19 protein-coding genes are annotated in these 17,596 nt (G+C 63.4%); 14 read left to right on the plus strand and 5 right to left on the minus strand.

Going from position 1 to position 17,596, the window contains the following annotated elements:
* Positions 1-22: 22 nt before the first annotated feature.
* From D578_RS0106170 to D578_RS16040, 7 genes are all read left to right on the plus strand, one after another.
* Positions 23-244, plus strand: coding sequence for a hypothetical protein (locus D578_RS0106170; protein WP_018949096.1), 222 nt, complete (start codon positions 23-25; stop codon positions 242-244).
* Positions 245-280: 36 nt separating this feature from the next.
* Positions 281-415, plus strand: coding sequence for a hypothetical protein (locus D578_RS16250; protein ID WP_018949097.1), 135 nt, complete (start codon positions 281-283; stop codon positions 413-415).
* 125 nt (positions 416-540) lie between these two features.
* The gene (locus D578_RS0106180) at positions 541-1,581 is read left to right on the plus strand and encodes a DUF3150 domain-containing protein (protein WP_018949098.1); all 1,041 of its coding nucleotides are present in this window, start codon (positions 541-543) and stop codon (positions 1,579-1,581) included.
* Between the two features lie 118 nt (positions 1,582-1,699).
* Positions 1,700-2,638: an AAA family ATPase gene (locus tag D578_RS14845; protein ID WP_018949099.1), complete on the plus strand. Its 939-nt coding sequence runs from the start codon at positions 1,700-1,702 to the stop codon at positions 2,636-2,638.
* A gap of 240 nt (positions 2,639-2,878) precedes the next feature.
* Entirely contained in the window at positions 2,879-3,796 is a 918-nt protein-coding gene (locus D578_RS0106190; protein ID WP_018949100.1) for a lambda-exonuclease family protein, read from the plus strand.
* Between the two features lie 98 nt (positions 3,797-3,894).
* Positions 3,895-4,221 (plus strand): hypothetical protein, encoded by a 327-nt coding sequence (locus tag D578_RS0106195; RefSeq protein ID WP_018949101.1) that lies wholly within the window; start codon positions 3,895-3,897, stop codon positions 4,219-4,221.
* Between the two features lie 464 nt (positions 4,222-4,685).
* Complete coding sequence (locus D578_RS16040) at positions 4,686-4,823, plus strand: hypothetical protein (protein WP_018949103.1); 138 nt, start codon at positions 4,686-4,688, stop codon at positions 4,821-4,823.
* Positions 4,824-4,977: 154 nt separating this feature from the next.
* Here the strand turns inward: D578_RS16040 and D578_RS0106205 are convergent, their stop codons facing one another.
* The 5 genes from D578_RS0106205 to D578_RS16045 all read right to left on the minus strand — a co-directional run bounded on the left by D578_RS0106205 (position 4,978) and on the right by D578_RS16045 (position 8,429).
* Positions 4,978-5,223 (minus strand): hypothetical protein, encoded by a 246-nt coding sequence (locus D578_RS0106205; protein WP_018949104.1) that lies wholly within the window; start codon positions 5,221-5,223, stop codon positions 4,978-4,980.
* A 31-nt stretch (positions 5,224-5,254) separates the two neighbouring features.
* The gene (locus tag D578_RS0106210) at positions 5,255-5,965 is read right to left on the minus strand and encodes a hypothetical protein (RefSeq protein WP_155996766.1); all 711 of its coding nucleotides are present in this window, start codon (positions 5,963-5,965) and stop codon (positions 5,255-5,257) included.
* A 17-nt stretch (positions 5,966-5,982) separates the two neighbouring features.
* Entirely contained in the window at positions 5,983-6,456 is a 474-nt protein-coding gene (locus tag D578_RS0106215) for a hypothetical protein (RefSeq protein ID WP_018949106.1), read from the minus strand.
* A gap of 820 nt (positions 6,457-7,276) precedes the next feature.
* The gene (locus D578_RS0106220; RefSeq protein WP_018949107.1) at positions 7,277-7,705 is read right to left on the minus strand and encodes a hypothetical protein; all 429 of its coding nucleotides are present in this window, start codon (positions 7,703-7,705) and stop codon (positions 7,277-7,279) included.
* A 331-nt stretch (positions 7,706-8,036) separates the two neighbouring features.
* Positions 8,037-8,429 carry a hypothetical protein gene (locus tag D578_RS16045; protein WP_196800661.1) on the minus strand — a complete coding sequence of 131 codons (393 nt, stop codon included), beginning with the start codon at positions 8,427-8,429 and terminating at the stop codon, positions 8,037-8,039.
* Between the two features lie 637 nt (positions 8,430-9,066).
* Here D578_RS16045 and D578_RS0106230 point away from each other — a divergent pair.
* The 7 genes from D578_RS0106230 (at position 9,067) to D578_RS0106260 (ending at position 17,596) form a co-directional block, all read left to right on the plus strand.
* On the plus strand, positions 9,067-10,389 hold the full coding sequence (locus tag D578_RS0106230) for a VWA domain-containing protein (RefSeq protein WP_026289214.1): 1,323 nt from the start codon (positions 9,067-9,069) through the stop codon (positions 10,387-10,389).
* 585 nt (positions 10,390-10,974) lie between these two features.
* Positions 10,975-11,838: a type II secretion system protein GspC gene (gene gspC, locus D578_RS0106235; protein WP_026289215.1), complete on the plus strand. Its 864-nt coding sequence runs from the start codon at positions 10,975-10,977 to the stop codon at positions 11,836-11,838.
* The gene (gspD, locus tag D578_RS0106240) at positions 11,835-13,754 is read left to right on the plus strand and encodes a type II secretion system secretin GspD (RefSeq protein ID WP_018949111.1); all 1,920 of its coding nucleotides are present in this window, start codon (positions 11,835-11,837) and stop codon (positions 13,752-13,754) included. The genes gspC and gspD overlap by 4 nt, the downstream gene beginning before the upstream one ends.
* The gene (gspE, locus tag D578_RS0106245; protein ID WP_018949112.1) at positions 13,755-15,311 is read left to right on the plus strand and encodes a type II secretion system ATPase GspE; all 1,557 of its coding nucleotides are present in this window, start codon (positions 13,755-13,757) and stop codon (positions 15,309-15,311) included. It abuts the gene before it with no gap.
* Between the two features lie 4 nt (positions 15,312-15,315).
* Positions 15,316-16,542, plus strand: coding sequence for a type II secretion system inner membrane protein GspF (gene gspF, locus D578_RS0106250; RefSeq protein ID WP_018949113.1), 1,227 nt, complete (start codon positions 15,316-15,318; stop codon positions 16,540-16,542).
* A 2-nt stretch (positions 16,543-16,544) separates the two neighbouring features.
* Positions 16,545-17,015 carry a type II secretion system major pseudopilin GspG gene (gene gspG / locus D578_RS0106255; RefSeq protein WP_018949114.1) on the plus strand — a complete coding sequence of 157 codons (471 nt, stop codon included), beginning with the start codon at positions 16,545-16,547 and terminating at the stop codon, positions 17,013-17,015.
* A gap of 8 nt (positions 17,016-17,023) precedes the next feature.
* Positions 17,024-17,596, plus strand: a complete 573-nt coding sequence (locus tag D578_RS0106260; RefSeq protein ID WP_018949115.1) for a GspH/FimT family pseudopilin — start codon at positions 17,024-17,026, stop codon at positions 17,594-17,596.

Here is a 17,596-nt window from a genome sequence, read left to right on the forward strand (position 1 = left end):
CACCATTACGGAGGTATCGCCTATGAAGAAACTGACCCAGCGCCTCGGGGCTCGTGTGGCGGGAGCCCTGACGCGCAAACAGCTCAAGCGGCTGTTCCGCCCGCTGCCGCAGGCAGCGATGGCCGCCACCGTCTTCCTGTTCGGGAAGATGGTCTACGAAGGGGCGTTTGACCCCCTGGCCCTGCTGCTGGCCGTGCTCGCCGTTTTCGTGCTGCAAGTCCTGTTGTACGACAACGATGAGTGACGGGCGAAGTGCTAAAATCGTGAGAGGAAGACAACCATGAATGTCGATATGAGCAATCTGTCCATCGCAATCGTCGCCGCCACGGTCGCCGTAATCGCGGCGTATTTTGGCCTTATGCGGCTCGGGAAGTGGGCTGAGAAAAAGCACGAGAAGCTGAAACACGAGAGCTGACGGCCTATTCTCCCCGCAACGGAACCAGCACCCGCCCAGGTACTACCTGTGGCGGGTTTTTTTGTGCCTGCAATCCCTTCGTGAAGCCCGCCAATTCCGGTGCGGCATGAAGAAGGAGCAAGGCCATGAGCAATTCCAACAACTCCGTGACCGTCACCGAGGCAATCTCGGTTGTGACCCTCGACATTTCCACCTGGTCGGGCGGCGTCACCATGAAGCAGGGGGAGCTTGGCGTCACGCTTCCGGAGAAGGCGTTTACTCGCGGCCGGAAGATGCTGGTGAAGCCGGAAACCCTGAACCCCGCCCTGACGCTTCGGCGTCGTGCGCGGGATCGGTGCCTGAAAGTCGGCACTCGCTTCCTCGGAGGCTTCGCTGTCCCGAAGGAAGCCCTCCCCGATCTCCTCGTGGACCTCGCTGCGATGCAGACCGAGTTCAACGACTTCGTGGAGGACTTCGTGCAGCGATTGACCAAGGAGGTCGATGAATGGGTCGATCAGGACTGGTGTACCGACGAAATGGAGGACGCCATCCGCCGAGGTGTCCCGAGCGCGAACACGCTTCGCAATCGCTTCGGGTTCGACTACGGGGTGTTCAACATCCAGCCTTCCGATGAGGAACCGGAGAACCTGAGCCGTCACGCCGAAGGGATGAGCGGGTCGGTTTTCCGGGAGGTCGCCCAGGCGGCCGAGCGCGTCTACGACGACTTCATCGAGGGTTCCCGCAACCGCGATGAGCCTCGGTTGACCCAGCGGTTGATCCGGGGCTCGATCACGAGCCTGCGGGACAAACTCTCGGGTCTGGAGTTCGTGGACAAGCGGATTCCGCCGATCGTGATGGAGCTGGACGATGTGCTGGGACGGATGCCCTCGAAGGGTGACATCACCGGGCAGAATCTCGGTGAGGTCGTGTCGATCCTGATTATCCTCTCCGATGAGGAGAAGATGCAGAAACTCGGCCAGGGGCTTCTCACCCGGCAGGAGTTTTTCCCGCATCAGATGGTCGGGAGCACGATTCCAGGCTCCTCCCCGAGCAATTCGGCCGACACCACGGCCGAAGCAGGCGAGGACGATGCTGAGGAGGGTGACACCGATCTTGGTGCCTCCATGCCTCCGCCCACTCCGAAGAAGCAGAACAGCGCTGGAAACAGCGTCTATGTGAGCTTCTAGTCGAGGTCTATGACCACCAACCACCCGCCCAGGCTTTGCCTGTGGCGGGTTTTTTTATGGCGGCAACTCCTTCGTGAAGCAGGCCATTCCGGTCCTGCGCCTCGAAGGAGATACCACCATGCAAGAACAGATGATCGACCTGACCGTTTTCGGTCTTCCTGGCGGCCAGTTTCCGGGCTTTGCCCCGGATCACGAGCTGGCCGAGCTGGTGCCCGAGTACAGCCCTCACCATGTCTTCGATACCGATGCCCTGCGGGACTTCCTCGCCTGGGTGTCGCAACCGGATGGTGACGGGTTCTACATCCACGGCCCGACCGGATGCGGGAAGACCTCGATGATTGAGCAGACCGCCGCTCGGCTGAACTGGCCCGTTCGCCGGGTCAACGCGACCGAGCGGATGGAGCTGGCTGACCTGGTTGGGGACAAGTCCCTCGAAACGTCCGAGTCCGGGAATGGCCCGGAGACGGGTTTCCAGTACGGTCCGCTCGCACTCGCGATGAAAGAGGGGGCGATCTTCATTCTCGATGAAGCCGACATCCTCAATCCTGCGGTCTTCGCCGCACTCAACCCGGTCCTGGAGGGTAACGCCCTCGTTCTGGACCGGAACGGCGGGGAGGTGATCCACCCGGACGAGAGCTTCCGATTCGTGGTCACTGGCAACACCGCTGGTCTGGGCGATGACACGGGCAACTACGTTGGTACCGCCCAGCAGAACCTCGCGACCATGGATCGCTTCTGGACGGTCGAGCTTGGATACCCCCAGCACGAAACCGAGAAGAAAATCCTCACGTCGCGGTTCAGCGGCAAGATTGATCCGAAGGTCATGGATCAGATGATCTCGCTGGCTACTCGGGTTCGCTCAGCGTTCGAGGAGGGCACGATGTCCGCCACATTCTCAACGCGAACCCTGGTGCGCTGGGCCTCGATGATCGACCGCTACCGCCGAGCGTCTGTGGACGATGTTGTGGCCTACACGCTCAAGCGGGCGATGGCGGGCCGACTGCCTCAGCACGAGCAGGAGGCTGTGTTCGACATGAAGAAGGTGATCTTTGAGTAAGCGCGTTCGCGAACTCAATCCACCAAGCTGACCTACGCCACCCTTGTCATTGACTTGGGTGGCTTTTTTTCGCCTTGCGACTGTCACTGTGACTGTCACAGTTACAAGCAATGTGACGGTGACAGTCACAGTAACACTCACAAGAAGAACGCCCGGATGCGGCGCCTGGGTGGGTTCTTCCGTCACCGCAACTCCTTCGTGAAGCAGGCCATTCCGGCCTTGCATGACGAAGGAGAAGGTATGTCCAACCTCACCCGTTACCTCCACCTGGAGCAGCGCTCTCCGGAGTGGTTCGAGTGGCGCCGAAGCCGGATCACGGCGTCGGAAGCCGCCGCGATCCTGGGGGTGTCTCCGTACACCTCTCCGTATCAGCTCTGGATGCGAAAGAAGGGCCTCATGGCCGAGCAGCCGGATAACCCGGCGATGGCGCGCGGCCGACTTCTCGAACCGCTCGCGTTGCAGCTCTACAACGAGTACACGGCCAACATGGCCGCGCCTGTGTGCGTGGAGCGGACGGACGTTCCGTGGCTGGGAGCCAGCCTTGACGGGCTGGATTTCTGGGGCGAGATCATCGCGGAGATCAAGGTGCCCGGCCTTGAGGACCACGAGAAGGCTTGCGAGGGGATCGTCCCCGAGAAGTATTACCCGCAGCTCCAGCATCAGCTCGTGAATGTTCCGTCTGCGAAGGTGAACCACTACTGGTCGTATCGGCCGGGGCACTCGCAGGAAACCGCGCTCGTCGAGGTTCCCCGAGACGAGGCGTTCATCGAGTCCATGCTGGAATCGGTGGAAGCCTTCTGGCGCTCGCTCTCCGGGGATACACCCCCCGGCGGCCCCCACTGGGCCGAACATGAGCAACGCTACCTGGAGGCCCTGGAGCAGCAGCAGCTCGCGAATGAGCGAGTCGCTGATGAGAAGGAGGCACTGATCTCCCTGGTGCCCGATGGTCACCGCAAGCTGGATGGAGAACGCCTGTCTGTGTCGCTCTCGGGTGGCTCCAATGGCTCTCTGGACTACAAAAAGGCGTTCGAGGCGGCGCTTGGTCTTATGACCGAGGAGCAGCAGGAACAGCTCGGTAGTCTGGAGCGTTTCCGGGGTTCCCCGAAAAAGGGCTCCTGGCGCGTCACCGTAAAGAAGGGTCCGCAAGCGGCCCACTGACCACGCCCGCCCTGGCTTTGCCAGCGGCGGGTTTTTTTGTGCCCGCAATCCCTTCGTGAAGCGATCCATTCCGGATTCGCACACAGAAGGAGATCGACATGAAGACCCCCGAAGAAACGACCGAGTGCAACGCATATACCAGCCGCATCCGCTGGAATCGGAGCAAGCTGCACAAGGACGTACCCCTGGTGCGAGCGGGCTCCTACACCGGGACGCTGTGTGGGATTGCTTTTGAGGTCCGCATCGCCAGCAATCCCGGTGGGAGCTACACCCGCTCCGGCTGGAATGTCTACCTGACGGTGCGTGGGCAGAAGTCTCGCCGCTCGGGCATCCAGGGCGGGCTGAAACGTGCCGCAGAGGTCGCTCGATCCGCAATTCGGGACGAGGTGGCCTATATCCGTGGGGACTCAATCCCCCGGCGGTAGAGCCCTTACGGTTCCTTCTGTGGGTGGGTTTTCCGTGCCTCCCAACTCACCAGCAGAAGCACGCCATCCCGGCGCTGCCCGATGAAAGGAGCTATTCCTATGTCGAAGCATCTTGAGGGCGCCTGCTGCCCGAATTGCCGATCCTCCGAATCCATGCCCATCCATCGTTCGCGTGACGCTGGTGAGTTCTGTGAGTGCCCCGATTGTGGACACACTGAAGCTCCCGGTGCCTTTCTTGAGGCGAAGGCTGAGCTAGGCAATCCCTTCCGGCTGACCGTAATCGTCGTGCTTGTGGTTGCCTTTGGGTGGTCTTTCCTTGGAATCGGATTCTGACCGACACGAGGATTCGATCTTTGGTCGAACACCTCTCTGCCCACCCTCGGCTCTGCCTTGGGTGGGTTTTTTTTCGCCCTCAATACCTAGTGAAGCAGGCCATTCCGGCCCTGCACGCTAGGAGAAGTCCAATGAAGTACGCCATTGCCTTCGCGCTCGTCACCGCCGTTTCGGTTGGTATCGTGAATATCACTGCCGCTTCCGTGGCTGATAGTGTGGATCAGAGCGTGTCTCTGACCGAACAGCGCATGTCTGCCGCTGGCCTTTGATTTCCGGGTATCTCTGATATTCCGGGCTCACTACACCCACCCTTAGCTTTGCTTTGGGTGGGTTTTTTTATGGGGAGGGGCAAAGAGGTAGGGCTTGCGCCCAGGAGGGCGACTGAAGCGGGCGACCCAGGGTGGATCGCCCGGCAGAGAGGGTTTACGCCTGTCCGGAAAGGTCCTGGTGTACGCGGCGGACAGCCAGCCAGCCCGAGGCGAGACCGATCTGGAGACCGATGATGGCCTGAATCTGGGTCTGCTTGACCTGGAGAATGAAGTCGTTGGCTTGGATCGAGCTGAAGGTCAAGGGGAGCCCTGAAAGCACTCCAATGAAGACCAGCAGCGCTCCGTTGGCGACCAGGGCGGCGAGGAAAAGGTATTCGATAACGCCAAGAGCTTGTTTCATGTCATTCCTTTCTTGTTGTGAGTGCCTTCCGCTATGCGTTGGCGGTGGATGCCCGGCGGATATGGCCGCCGCGCACGGACAAAAGGGCGCGTATCCGGCTGGTTACCGTGCCCTCGGGGTGGTCGTTGGCCTCGGATCGGGTCAAGGCCCGCCCGAACTGGAAGTCGGAGTTAAGCGCGCGGTGCCGTGCCGCCGGAAGCTCATCAGGAGCGGGCAGAAACGCCACCCCGATCCGATAAGGAACATGAAAGTCGAAATCGACTCCCGGCAACTCCACCCCCCTCATCAGCTCCGGGCGATTCGCGAGAAGGTCCAGATGGTAGAGCCCCGCCTTCGTCTCGTGCTCGATGAGCCTGGGGCCGCAAACCGGGCAGGATCGTAACAGGCTCCAGTGCGACTCGATGTACTGGTCACGCTCGAAGTATCCAGCCCCGATCCACTCTCTCTCGTGCCGGTCACACAGCTCGGGAAGGGCGATTTTGCCCTCCAGCCGTCCTCGGCCGATGTCGAGCTGCTGAAAGGATGGCACCCAGGAGACTCGGACGTGCGGGGCTGCGGCCAGGCACTCCATCGCGGAGTGCTTGAGGTCGTAACACCGCGTCCGGCCCTCTCGGTTACCCACCCGTTCATGCGCCTTTGCCCAGCACGAAACCCAGTGGGTCCAGTGGGCCAGCTCCATGAAGTAGGCAGCGGTGGCATCCACTCGGCGCCACCGCTCCGTGGCTGTTGCGATCGCGCTCATGCAGCCCCCCCCCCCCCCTAGAAGGGGACCGCCCCGGACGCGGGCGCTAAAGCTGGGGCGGCTGGGGGCGTAACCGCCGCCGGGCCTGACTCATGGCTGCTCGGCTGCTCAGTCGCCGCCACAGGGGCGCTCTCCGGCGTTCGAGTCTCAGCGGCCGGGGTTGCGCTGGCGCTGGACCGATTCGGCTCCTCAGCGCCCTCTCGTTCGCTCCCCTCGCCCTCGGCTGACTCCTCCTGAGCCTCAGCGCTGGCATCCTCCGGCTCGTAGAACACGGAGATACCGGGGAGGCCCTGGCTCATCGAGCGGATCGCTTCGCTCAGCTCGTCGGCCTTGGCCGTGGACTGCGACTCGATGCGGAATAGCTCGTTGAACAGGGTGGTGCGCGCCCGAGGGGCCGAGTAGGCATCGACATAGGCGGTCTTGTGCTCGCGCTCGCCGGGGGCGGTAGCGCTGGGGATCGAATACTCGATCTTGTGAATGCGTCGTTTCATGCGTTCGTTCTCCGTCAATGGTGGCTGCATTTATCAGCAGTCCCATTATAGCACTACACCATTACATTGCACTCGCGCCTGTGCATTTTCACGGAGGTATTTGCCTTTATCCCGGCCGCGTTTCGGTGTTTGCATCCACGCTCCGGTCTGGGCTGGGAATAGCGCAAACAGGGGGGGGTGGCTCACGCGCAATGAGCCACCGATACCGCCACTCACTCCCAACCGGAGGGAAGCGCTATCGCAGTCGAACCCAGGATCGTTTTTCCATCAGTATCCAGGAACGACGCCGAGTTGAGCAGGGGTAACCCCTCCCCCCTGTATCATCGGGATTCTGCTGGAAACGGTGTACCTGAGCGGCCTATCCCGCAGGCCCTAAGCACCACACGGAAGCAGTTGAGAGCAGGGGAAAATCCGTCCAATATCAAGTCCGGAGAACCTGCAAGTTCCTGACAAAAGGGGTCTTTTCTAAAACCGATATTGGACGGATTTATGGCGTAAGACACTGAATCAAAAGGAAAAGCGGTAGAGACTCATAATCCCTTGGTCGTCGGTTCGAGTCCGACCGGGCCCACCATTCGCTTCGCTCCTGCTGGGCGGGTCGGACTATTCCAGTCGCGCGCCTCCCGGCGCACGCCGTTCCGGCCTCGCGAAGCCAGGCTTCGCGCCGCTACGCGGCCGGCCTTCCACCCAACAGGGCCCACCACTCCCATCCGAGATTTACGGCACAAGGCCGCCCCCGAGACGGGCCGGCATGCATCCATGTCCACCTGCACGGGGCAATCCGCCCCCTGCGGCGGCGACCCCGCGCGGGACGTTGCGCTCAGGGCGCCTCGGCGGTAATGAGGCCTCGCTGGAGGTCGACGGTGATCCGCTGTCCCTCGATGACCGTGGCGCTGGCCAGCAGGAAGATCTCCACGAACTCGTTTCGTTCCTCCTCCGGCATCTCCGAGGAGGCACTGGAGGCATTAAAGGTGCCGAACATGGTGTCGTGGGCGCCGGCCGAGTACAGGATCAGTCGCTGCATGGCGGCCTGGTCGTCCGGCGATGGTGCAGCAGTATCCAGGACTGGTTCGCCCAGCTTCTGCTTGATGGTGGAATAGAGATGAAACAGGTATTCCGCAGCGCTTTCACGCCCGCGCCGATCCTGCAGGGTGAAATCGGCGGAGACCGCCTGGCCACTGCGTGCACGTAGCACGATATGCTTCGACTCGGGCTGCTCGTCGGCGTACGGGTTCAGGATGTTGGCCACGATGTCTCCAGAGCGGAATGGACGAGCCGGGGAGACTACGAGACCCCCTTTGAGATTTCCACGGCGGCCCCACCAGCCGAGTAGCTATCCACTTTGGTGGATGCGGTAATGCGGGCGGACCTTGCCTCTTGCCTACGCCGCCGTCGGCAGAAGCAAAACGCAAGGTCTGACCCCGGTTGTGCTCGGCTTAATGACATGCCTTGCACCTCATAGAGCCAGACGGTATCTACGCCGGCTCGATAGAGGCGCGTTTCCCCAAGGCGAACGACGCGATTGGCCGGGGAGGCGCAAACGGGCTCGGCCCACCTTCCCGGACCGTCGGGTTCGTTACTTACTTAGTCGGTTTCGAATGGTTCCGATCGACTGCTGGATCCTCATCCTTCGCGCGATCCTTACCGGCCTTCTCGGCGCGCTCCATTTCGTCCTTGTCGCCTTCTCCCGCTTTTTTGGCCGCGTCGTCAACCTTGCCCGACTCAACGAAATCCTGCGTGTCTTCATTGTAACGCTTCGCGGATTCTCGGTCGCCTTCACCCTGCATTTTCGACTTGTCTGCCATGAAACACCTCCTGTCGGATTGGATTTTCGATGGAAGCCGCGTGCTCATGGATCCCATTGCGCCGCCCCGGGGAAGACCGCCTGAGGTCATCGCCGTCGGCTCCGCGGTGCGTTCAAAGTCGCGCCTGCGGCGATAGGTGGGAACGGCTCGTCGTGCGGCGATGTTCATGGTGGTGAACCCGGCCTGTGGCACGGGCGCGAAGCCGCCGTTCAATCTCGCTACGACGCCATTCCCCTACGGCTGAAACTATCCACATCCTGCCCAGACCCTTCTGTGCGGTGGACAACAGAAGGCGACGGCGCACCAGGAGACACTCGATTCGCCGGGCCCGCAGCTCGAACAGGAAGGCCGAGAGCGGCAGCGTCCGGCGTTCACGATCATTGCCCATAACTCCGCGATAACGGGAAGCCTTGGACGGCCGAAACGCCGCCCTATACTCCAGCAGAAGGAGAGCCCTCCGGACGGTTAGGGGTTCTCGCACGGCCGGGTCGCCCGGAGGGCTCGCCTCCTGCACCCGCGCCCGATGAAAAATAGGCGAAGCGAACCACCGACGGGACACTCATGAAACCCAGCGTCCTAACCCCCAAAACGATAGACGAGGGGACCCTTTCCCAGGGACTTGGCGGGACCAGGACTGGCTTGTGTTCGACACCGAACAGACCCAGCCCTCGATCTTCCACCACCTTCCCTCCCCTAATCAGGTCCCCAGCGGACGACCAGGCATGCCGCCTGATCTTTCTCGGCACCCGCACACCCATGCAGGGCCCCGACTCAGCCACCTTACTCATCGATGGGGAACGAAACCATGACATTTGAATTCGGAAAATCCCGACTCCTGGTTCCAGCCCTGCTGGCTGCGTCAATCGGCCTAAGTGGCTGCGGTGGCGGCGGCGGTGGCACCACGCCTTCGGCCGGGATCACGGTGGTGCCCGACCGTTTCAATTTCGGGACCATTACGGAAGGCAACGAGAATCACGTGCTCCCTCGGCAATTCATCATCCGCAACGAGGGAACGACGTCCCAAAGCATCTCAAGTATGAGTCTGTTTGGGCGCGACCCAGGCCAGTTTGTTCTGGACGACTCGGGCGGCAACGCCCCCTGCGGAGCGCCGCCGTTTGACCTCCCGGGCGGCGGCAGCTGTACCGTTGTGGCCGAATTCAAACCCGCGCGTATCGGCGAGTTCGAGGCCCTATTGATCGCGGAGAGCGATGACCCCAACACCCCCACGGTCGGGGGCACTCTGGAGGGCACCTACGAACCAATCAAGTCGATCCACGTCAACGTCAACCAGGTCAACGCGTGCGCCTTCCCCCCCAAGGCCTTTGTGTCCGTCACCGACCAGGCCGACTTCCCCATTCCGAACTTGGTCGCTGGCGATTTCACTCTTGCAGGGTTCGCCCCCGGTAGTTATGACGTGCAACCGATCAGCCGAAACTACACCGACCTCTCTCTCAGCATCACGATGGACTATAGCGGCAGTATCACCGACTTCCCCGACGCTGTAGACAACATGGAGGCGGGCGCGACATCGCTGGTGGTCGCGATGCAGGACAAGGATGAGGCGGACATCATCAAGTACGCCGACGACGTCCAGCCCATGACGACCGACGGTTTCACGTCCGTAAAGGGCGACCTGGAGGCCGCGATCAAGAATCCGCCCGACCTCGGCAGAGACACCGCGTTCTACGGCGCAACCGAGGAAGCCATCGCACGGTTCGACATTCCCGGCAGCAACAACGACAGGAAGGCCGTCATCGCCTTGACCGACGGCGAAGATACTGTTGTTGAGGACACGGAGGCCGCGCTGCACGACACTATCGGTCAGGCGGTAGAAGAGGATATCCCTGTTTTCACCATCGGGTTCGGCGAATTCCTTCAGGAAGCTCAGAAAAATGAACTACAAAGGCTCGCGGACGGCACGGGCGGCCTATTCTACCAGCCGGCGAGTGACGCCAACCTCCAACAGGCCTTTCTGCAAGTGGCCCTGTTACTCTTTGAGTATCAATATGTAATCGAGTTCGACAACCTCTCAGATAAAGAAGGAACCAAACTTGAGGTCACCGTAGCGTACGCGGGTGTCGAGGACGCGACAGGGACCAAGACCATCCAGGCTTGTTCGGGACCGTAATTCCGGCATTCGCCCGAAAGCCATTTTCGGTGCGGGGACGGCGCTTGTTGCGGAAGCCGTCGATGTCGTCGGTGATGTCCGTCAACCAGGCCGCGTTCGGACGCAGTGGATGGAGCCGCCGGTCCAGGTGGCTCCCCTTCACTGGCTGGCGCGGCCTCATCCCATCGTCGTCACGACGAACGCCCGCTTCCAGACCGGGCGCAGCCCCTGTTCCCGAATCCGATGGCAGCCCCGGTAGCGGCCGCACCAACACCGGCGGCTCCACCAGGAGCAATCGGCTTGGGAGCCGCGAGACACGATACCTTCGCGCCTCCTCCAGGGCGTTCGCCTCCGCGCACGGGCGCGGGGCGTCTCCGGAAAACCGGGAGCCGCATGGCCCGGGACTCGACCCCACTTGGCGAAAGCGGCATGCTGAACAATGCAGGATCGGGGAATCAGGGGCATCCACGCGAACGGGTACATTAAACCGTGTTCCCCCAGGCCCTCTTTCAAGACGCGATCCGACTCGACCTAGCGAGAACCGCCGGGGCCAGCCAACCGAATAAACCGCGAACGCCGTTGACGATGCCATCTTCGCCCCGACTTGTGCCATTGCCCCTGCCCTGGATACTCAGTGCCGGGCTGCTGGCGGTCACGGCATGGCTGATCGCGGGTCTGGTCTGGTCGATCGCCGTTCCGGGGTACACGTACCCGTCGGGCACCACGGTCCACGCGGAACGGGCAACCGCCAGTCGCCCCGCCCCGTCTCCCGGAGCCGATACCTCTGCCCGGTCCGGCTTTACCCGAAGCGCCGAATTCACTCCCTTCGGCAGCCCCCGGCAAGCGGGCCAACAGGCCATCGAGAACGCGCCGGAGACCCGCCTGAGTCTGGAGCTGCTCGGCATCCTGGCGACCGGACAGGGCAACGGCAGCGCGATCATTTCCGCAGGGAGGGCCAATGTCGAGCTCTATCATGTGGGCGACACCATCGGGAACCACCTGGCGACGCTGCACCAGGTACACGCGGACCGGGTCATCCTGGAGCGCGAAGGTCGACTGGAGACACTACGGCTCCCGCGGGGCGACGAACTGCGAGTCGATGGCAGCCGCTCCGATAACGATCAGCGGTCATCGCAGGTCGCCGCCTCCCCGACGCCGATCACGGCCAACATCAGCCGATCCCGCTGGCTCGACGACCCGCAGCGCGCCATGAATTCGCTGCGTGCCCAGCCCGTACTGCGGGATGGCGCACTGCTGGGGATTCGGGTCACCCCAACGCGCAACCAGCGCGAATTCGAACGCGCCGGCCTTCAGGAAGGCGACATCATCACCTCGGTCCAGGGGCAGCAGATCCGTGACATTGAAGACCCCGAGCAAATCCTCTCTGGACTCGGCAACACCGACCGGGTGAACATCACCATAGAACGTGACGGGCAGACCCTTCCGCTGACCATCGAGTTAACCGAATGAGCCTCCGACTCCGCCTTTTCGCCCTCGCACTGTCCCTGGTCTGCGCAGCGGGGTCCGTCGCGGCGGACGAGCTGACACTCAATCTTCGCGACACCAACATCAGCAACCTGATCGACCTTGTGTCGGAGGAAACCGGGACCAACTTCATCGTGGACCCACGGGTACGCGGCAACATCACGGTTGTTTCCAGCCGCCCCGTGCCCCGGGACGAGCTGATGGACCTGTTCCACGACATCCTCAAAATCCACGGATTCGCGGCCATTGCGGGCGAATCGTCCACGCGCATCGTGCCCGACGCCCAGGCCAAGCAGGATGCCCCCACGATCCTCGATATCGAGACAGAACCGGACGCCGATGTGCGTGGCGGAAGTATCGTCACCCACGTGATGGCGTTGCGACATGTTTCTGCCGCCCAGCTCGTTCCCGTCCTTCGTCCGCTGATCCCGCAAGGGGGACACCTTGCAGCGGCCACCGAGCCCAACACCCTGCTGATTTCGGATACGCGCAGCAACGTGCATCGCATCCGCGCCCTCGTCGAGCGCATGGACCGGCCATTCGCGGACGACTTCGAGGTCATTGAACTCCGGCATGCCCGCGCCGGGGAACTCGCCGAGCAATTGCAGGTTCTGGCCCGGGAGGGCACGGGAGAGCTGGCCACACCCCAGGTCCTGGCGGATCGCCGCAGCAATGCCATCGTTCTCTCCGGGCGCGAGGAATCTCGCTTGCGCCTGCGCGGGCTCATTGCCCAGCTTGACCGGGAGATGGAAGAAGGGAACGCGCGCGTGCACTACCTGAAGTATGCGCGGGCCGAGGAGGTGGCCGAACTGCTGCGCAACATCGCCGAAAAAAGCCCGGATATCGACCCCGACGCACGGAGCGGAAGCGGGATCCATATCGAGGCACACGAGTCCACCAACGCCGTGGTGACCTACGGGCCCTCCGAGTTCATCCGCGACTTCGACATTATCGTGGAGCGGCTCGATATCCGGCGAGCGCAAGTCCTGGTCGAGGCCGTCATCGCGGAGGTCTCGTCGGATCGCGTGCGGGATCTCGGCGTACAGTGGGGCGCCATCGGAAGCAGTGGCGCCGGGGTCCTCAACTTTTCCGGCCCCGGGTCACGCGGGATCCTCGAACTCGCTGCGGGCGTGGAAGGGTTCCTTGACGGAGCCGTGTCATCCCCCCCTGACATCGGGGACGGCCTGACGGCCGGCGGCGTGGGGTCGACCGGAAGCACGCGGATCGCCGCCCTGATCAACATGCTGCAACGCGACACCTCCAGCAACATCCTGTCCACCCCCAGCCTCCTTACGCTGGACAACGAGGAAGCCGAGATCGTGGTGGGCCAGAATGTGCCGTTCATCGTCGGGCGCTCGATCGAGGATTCGGGCCAGGCCTTCGACACGATCCGTCGCGAGGATGTCGGGGTGAAGCTTCGCGTGCGGCCTCAGATCAACCAGGGCAATGCCGTGCGCCTGGAGATCGAGCAAGAGGTCTCGCAGTTGGCGCCGGGTACTTCCGGCGCGGCCGATCTCATTACCAATACCCGGACACTGAAGACGCACGTCCTGATCGATGACGGCGACATGCTGGTGCTCGGCGGGCTGATTCAAGAACAGCAAACGGACAGCGAGGCGCGCGTCCCCGGGCTGGGCAGCATCCCCGGGGTTGGACGACTCTTCCGGGCGGACCGCAACCAGACCGAGAAACGGAACCTGATGGTGTTCCTGCACCCGCGCATCGTCCGGGACAGCGCCCGCGGCGCCGAGTTGACCAGCGAGAAGTACAGCTTTATCCGCGGCGAGCAACTGCGCGAGCAGGCGCGCACCCAGCAGCGCAGAAGCCCGGTCCTGCCGGAATGGGAGCGCCTGACCCAGCTCCCGCCGAGCTTCGAAGATGTCCATGGCAAGCGCGACTGAATGGCCGAGGGTACCCAGGCCATGAACGCGGGGGCGACCCGGGAACCCGTGCCGGACGACCCGAACGCGCCCGGGGCACCGGTAGCCGGTACGTTCGCCGTGAGCTACACCTTCGCCCGCCGGGTCGGCGCCGTGCCCGGCGATCTGGTCGCGGGCCAACGCCAGATCTTTCTGCGCCACGACGCCGATCCGCAAGGGCTCCTGGAACTTCGCCGACGCAGCCCCGAGCCGCTGAACCTGGAAACCGTCGATGACAAGACCTTCGAGCAGCGGCTGCGCGAGCGCTACGAATCCTCCAGCTCGCGGGCCATGCAATCGATGGAGGAGCTGGATGGCAACCTCGACCTGTCGAGCGTGGCGGAATCCCTCGCCGAGCCGCAGGACCTCCTGGAGGCCGAAGACGATGCCCCGATTATCCGGCTCATCAATGCGCTGCTGACGGAGGCGGTACGGGAAAACGCGTCGGACATCCACATCGAGCCCTTCGAGAGTCGCCTGGCCGTCCGGCTGCGCGTGGACGGCGTCTTGCGCGAGATTCTGACCCCGCCCGCGGGGCTTGCATCGCTCATCGTCTCGCGCATCAAGGTGATGGCACGGCTGGACATCGCGGAGAAGCGACTGCCACAGGACGGACGCATCTCCCTCAGGGTCGCCGGCCGCGCGGTGGACGTGCGCGTCTCCACCCTGCCCTCGGGCCACGGAGAACGCGTGGTGATGCGACTGCTGGACAAGCAGGCCGGTCGCCTTGACCTCACCCACCTGGGCATGGATCCGGATACCCGTGACACCCTGGAGCAGATTGTCACGCGACCGCACGGTATCGTGCTGGTCACCGGCCCGACCGGATCGGGCAAGACGACGACGCTGTACGCAGCGCTGACCCGGCTCAATGACCGCAGCCGCAATATCCTGACCGTCGAGGACCCGATCGAGTACTACCTCGACGGGATCGGGCAGACCCAGATCAACAGCCGTATCGACATGACCTTTGCCCGCGGGCTGCGGGCGATCCTGCGTCAGGACCCGGATGTGGTGATGGTCGGCGAGATCCGCGATGTCGACACCGTCCAGATCGCGGTTCAGGCGAGCCTGACCGGTCACCTGGTGTTTTCCACCCTGCATACCAACTCCGCGATCGGGGCCATCACGCGCCTGCGCGACATGGGCGTGGAGCCCTTCCTGCTGTCCTCGACCCTGAACGGGATTCTCGCCCAGCGGCTGGTACGGGTCCTTTGCAAGGACTGCCGCGAACCGCACCCGGCATCGCCACGGGAATGCGAACTGCTGGGCGTAGCCTCCACGGAACCTCCCACCCTCTACCATGCACGCGGCTGCCCGAGCTGCAACGAACTCGGCTATCGGGGCCGGACCGGCATCTATGAGCTGGTGGAGGTGAACGAACGCCTGCGCACACTCATTCATGACAATGCCAGTGAACAGGCCATGGTCCGCGCCGCACGCGAGAACAGTGTGAGTCTCCGCGCCGATGCCTGCCGACGGGTTCTCGACGGCACGACCAGCCTCGAGGAAATGCTGCGCGTCACCGAGGCGGGCTAGGGCCATGCCCGCCTTCGAATACCAGGCGCTGGACGCAGCCGGCCGAACGCGCAAGGGCGTGACCGAGGGGGACACAGCCCGCAGCGTCCGGTCCCAGTTGCGCAGCGAAGGCCTGACCCCACTGGATCTGCTCGAAATCGGCGAATCCTCGGCCGCCACCCGGGGCACCCGGACCCACTCGGGACGCGGCACCGGCGGCATCAGCGCGCTCGACCTGGCGCTTGCGACACGCCAGATGGCCACGCTTGCGCGCGCCGGCCTGCCGGTGGAGGAATGGCTGGCGACCGTCGCCCGGCAGTCCGAAAAGCAGAAGGTGCGCAACATCTTGAGTGCCGTGCGCACCCGGGTCATGGAGGGGCACTCGCTGGCCCAGGCACTGGGCGCATTTCCGCGCGCGTTCCCCGAGATTTACCGCAGCACCGTCGCGGCCGGCGAGGCCTCCGGGCATCTGCACCTGGTACTGGAGCGCCTGGCCGAATACCTCGAGAATCGCCACGCGTTGCGGCAGAAGGTCATGCTCGCCCTGATCTATCCGATCATCCTGACCCTGGTGGCCCTGGGCGTGACCGTGGGCCTGGTCGTCTATGTGGTACCCGAAGTGGTCCAGGTCTTCGAGGGCCTGGACCAGCAGTTGCCCACACTGACCCGCATGCTGATCAGCACCAGTGACCTCTTGCGAACCTATGGTCTATACGCGCTGATCGCCCTGGGCGTGCTCGTGGCGCTGCTGGCCCGCTGGCTGCGCAAACCCGGGCCGCGCATGCGCTTCGACCGGCTGGTACTGCGCCTCCCGCTTGTGGGTCGCCTGGTCCGGGGGCTCAACACGGCCCGGTTTGCACGTACCCTCAGCATCCTGTCCGCCAGCGGGGTGTCGCTCCTGGATGCGCTGCGAACCGGCGCCGAGGTCATCGACAGCCGCCCCATGCGCGCCGCAGTGGAGGATGCCTCGCTGCGAATCCGCGAGGGCCGCAGCATTGGTCAGGCCCTGGAGGAGACGGGATACTTCCCACCGATCACCGTACACTTGATCCGTAGCGGCGAGTCCAGCGGGCGGCTCACCGAGATGCTGGAACGGGCCGCCGAGACCCAGGAACAGGAGGTCGAATCCCGCATCAGTATCAGCATGGGCCTGTTCGAACCCTTGCTGATCCTGACCATGGGCGGCATCGTCCTGACCATCGTCCTCGCCATCCTGCTCCCGATCTTCGAACTCAACCAGCTGGTGAATTGACCATGCAAGAACCCCGCTCTGCCTGCCTTGCGCGTACCGGATTCCGCGGTGCCCGAGGCTTCACCCTGATCGAGATCATGGTGGTGGTGGTCATCCTCGGCATCCTCGCGGCGATCGTGGTCCCTCGCGTGATGGACCGCCCGGACGACGCCCGGATCACCAAGGTCAAGCAGGATATCCGCATCCTGGAAACCGCCCTGAATCTCTACCGTCTGGATACTTCCCGGTATCCGACCACCGACCAGGGACTGGATGCGCTGGTGGAACGCCCGCGCAGCGGGCCGGAACCCCCCCAGTACCGCCAGGGCGGCTACATGGACCGCCTGCCGAGCGACCCCTGGGGCAACCCGTATCAGTACCTGCACCCCGGGCGACATGGCGACTTCGACGTCTTCAGCTACGGCGCCAACGGGCGCCGCGGTGGGGAGGGCATCGAGGGCGAGATCGGCAACTGGAACATGGACGAATTCTGAGGACGCCAATGGCGACCCGCCGCGCACGCCCCACCGGCTTTACCCTGATCGAACTACTGGTCGTGATGTTCGTGATCGGTGTGGTCGCCAGCATCGGCGTGCTGTCCATGAGCCAGCTGGGCAGCCGGAGCCTCGAACAGACCGCCCGCCAGCTGGCGGGCCAGATCGAACTCGCCCGGGAACACACCCTCTTGACCGGCCAGGCGCTGTCCATCGGTATTGGCACGCAGGGGCTGGTCATCCTGGAGCGCCAGTGGATCGACGATGCCCAGGTCACCTGGACACCGATCGAGAGGGGGCCGCTGGGTCCGCGGGACTTTCGGCAACACGGGCTGCAGCCACGGCTTTATGTGGACGGCCGGCGAAGCAGCCTCCGCGAAGGGCCGGAACACAACCGCATTGCCATTAGCAGCAGCGGACACATCGAACCCTTTGAATTGGTTCTGGAACACCCTGGCGGGCAAAGCGGTCTCATGTTGCGGGTCGAACGGGGCCAACCCATTCAGGCCTTCGAGCACCCACCACCGGTTGGCGGCGAGCCCCGCCACCTGTTGATGGCCCGCCCGGGACACCCCAACTAG

This window comes from Thioalkalivibrio sp. ALMg11, from assembly GCF_000377905.1.
Lineage (GTDB): Bacteria > Pseudomonadota > Gammaproteobacteria > Ectothiorhodospirales > Ectothiorhodospiraceae > Thioalkalivibrio.

Bases quoted from the DNA above. Each gene is read 5' to 3' on its own strand.
- D578_RS0106170 (WP_018949096.1), top strand. From the start codon at position 23: ATGAAGAAACTGACCCAGCGCCTCGGGGCTCGTGTGGCGGGAGCCCTG.
- D578_RS16250 (WP_018949097.1), top strand. From the start codon at position 281: ATGAATGTCGATATGAGCAATCTGTCCATCGCAATCGTCGCCGCCACG.
- D578_RS0106180 (WP_018949098.1), top strand. From the start codon at position 541: ATGAGCAATTCCAACAACTCCGTGACCGTCACCGAGGCAATCTCGGTT.
- D578_RS14845 (WP_018949099.1), top strand. From the start codon at position 1,700: ATGCAAGAACAGATGATCGACCTGACCGTTTTCGGTCTTCCTGGCGGC.
- D578_RS0106190 (WP_018949100.1), top strand. From the start codon at position 2,879: ATGTCCAACCTCACCCGTTACCTCCACCTGGAGCAGCGCTCTCCGGAG.
- D578_RS0106195 (WP_018949101.1), top strand. From the start codon at position 3,895: ATGAAGACCCCCGAAGAAACGACCGAGTGCAACGCATATACCAGCCGC.
- D578_RS16040 (WP_018949103.1), top strand. From the start codon at position 4,686: ATGAAGTACGCCATTGCCTTCGCGCTCGTCACCGCCGTTTCGGTTGGT.
- D578_RS0106205 (WP_018949104.1), bottom strand. From the start codon at position 5,223: ATGAAACAAGCTCTTGGCGTTATCGAATACCTTTTCCTCGCCGCCCTG.
- D578_RS0106210 (WP_155996766.1), bottom strand. From the start codon at position 5,965: ATGAGCGCGATCGCAACAGCCACGGAGCGGTGGCGCCGAGTGGATGCC.
- D578_RS0106215 (WP_018949106.1), bottom strand. From the start codon at position 6,456: ATGAAACGACGCATTCACAAGATCGAGTATTCGATCCCCAGCGCTACC.
- D578_RS16045 (WP_196800661.1), bottom strand. From the start codon at position 8,429: ATGAACATCGCCGCACGACGAGCCGTTCCCACCTATCGCCGCAGGCGC.
- D578_RS0106230 (WP_026289214.1), top strand. From the start codon at position 9,067: ATGACATTTGAATTCGGAAAATCCCGACTCCTGGTTCCAGCCCTGCTG.
- gspD (WP_018949111.1), top strand. From the start codon at position 11,835: ATGAGCCTCCGACTCCGCCTTTTCGCCCTCGCACTGTCCCTGGTCTGC.
- gspE (WP_018949112.1), top strand. From the start codon at position 13,755: ATGGCCGAGGGTACCCAGGCCATGAACGCGGGGGCGACCCGGGAACCC.
- gspF (WP_018949113.1), top strand. From the start codon at position 15,316: ATGCCCGCCTTCGAATACCAGGCGCTGGACGCAGCCGGCCGAACGCGC.
- gspG (WP_018949114.1), top strand. From the start codon at position 16,545: ATGCAAGAACCCCGCTCTGCCTGCCTTGCGCGTACCGGATTCCGCGGT.
- D578_RS0106260 (WP_018949115.1), top strand. From the start codon at position 17,024: ATGGCGACCCGCCGCGCACGCCCCACCGGCTTTACCCTGATCGAACTA.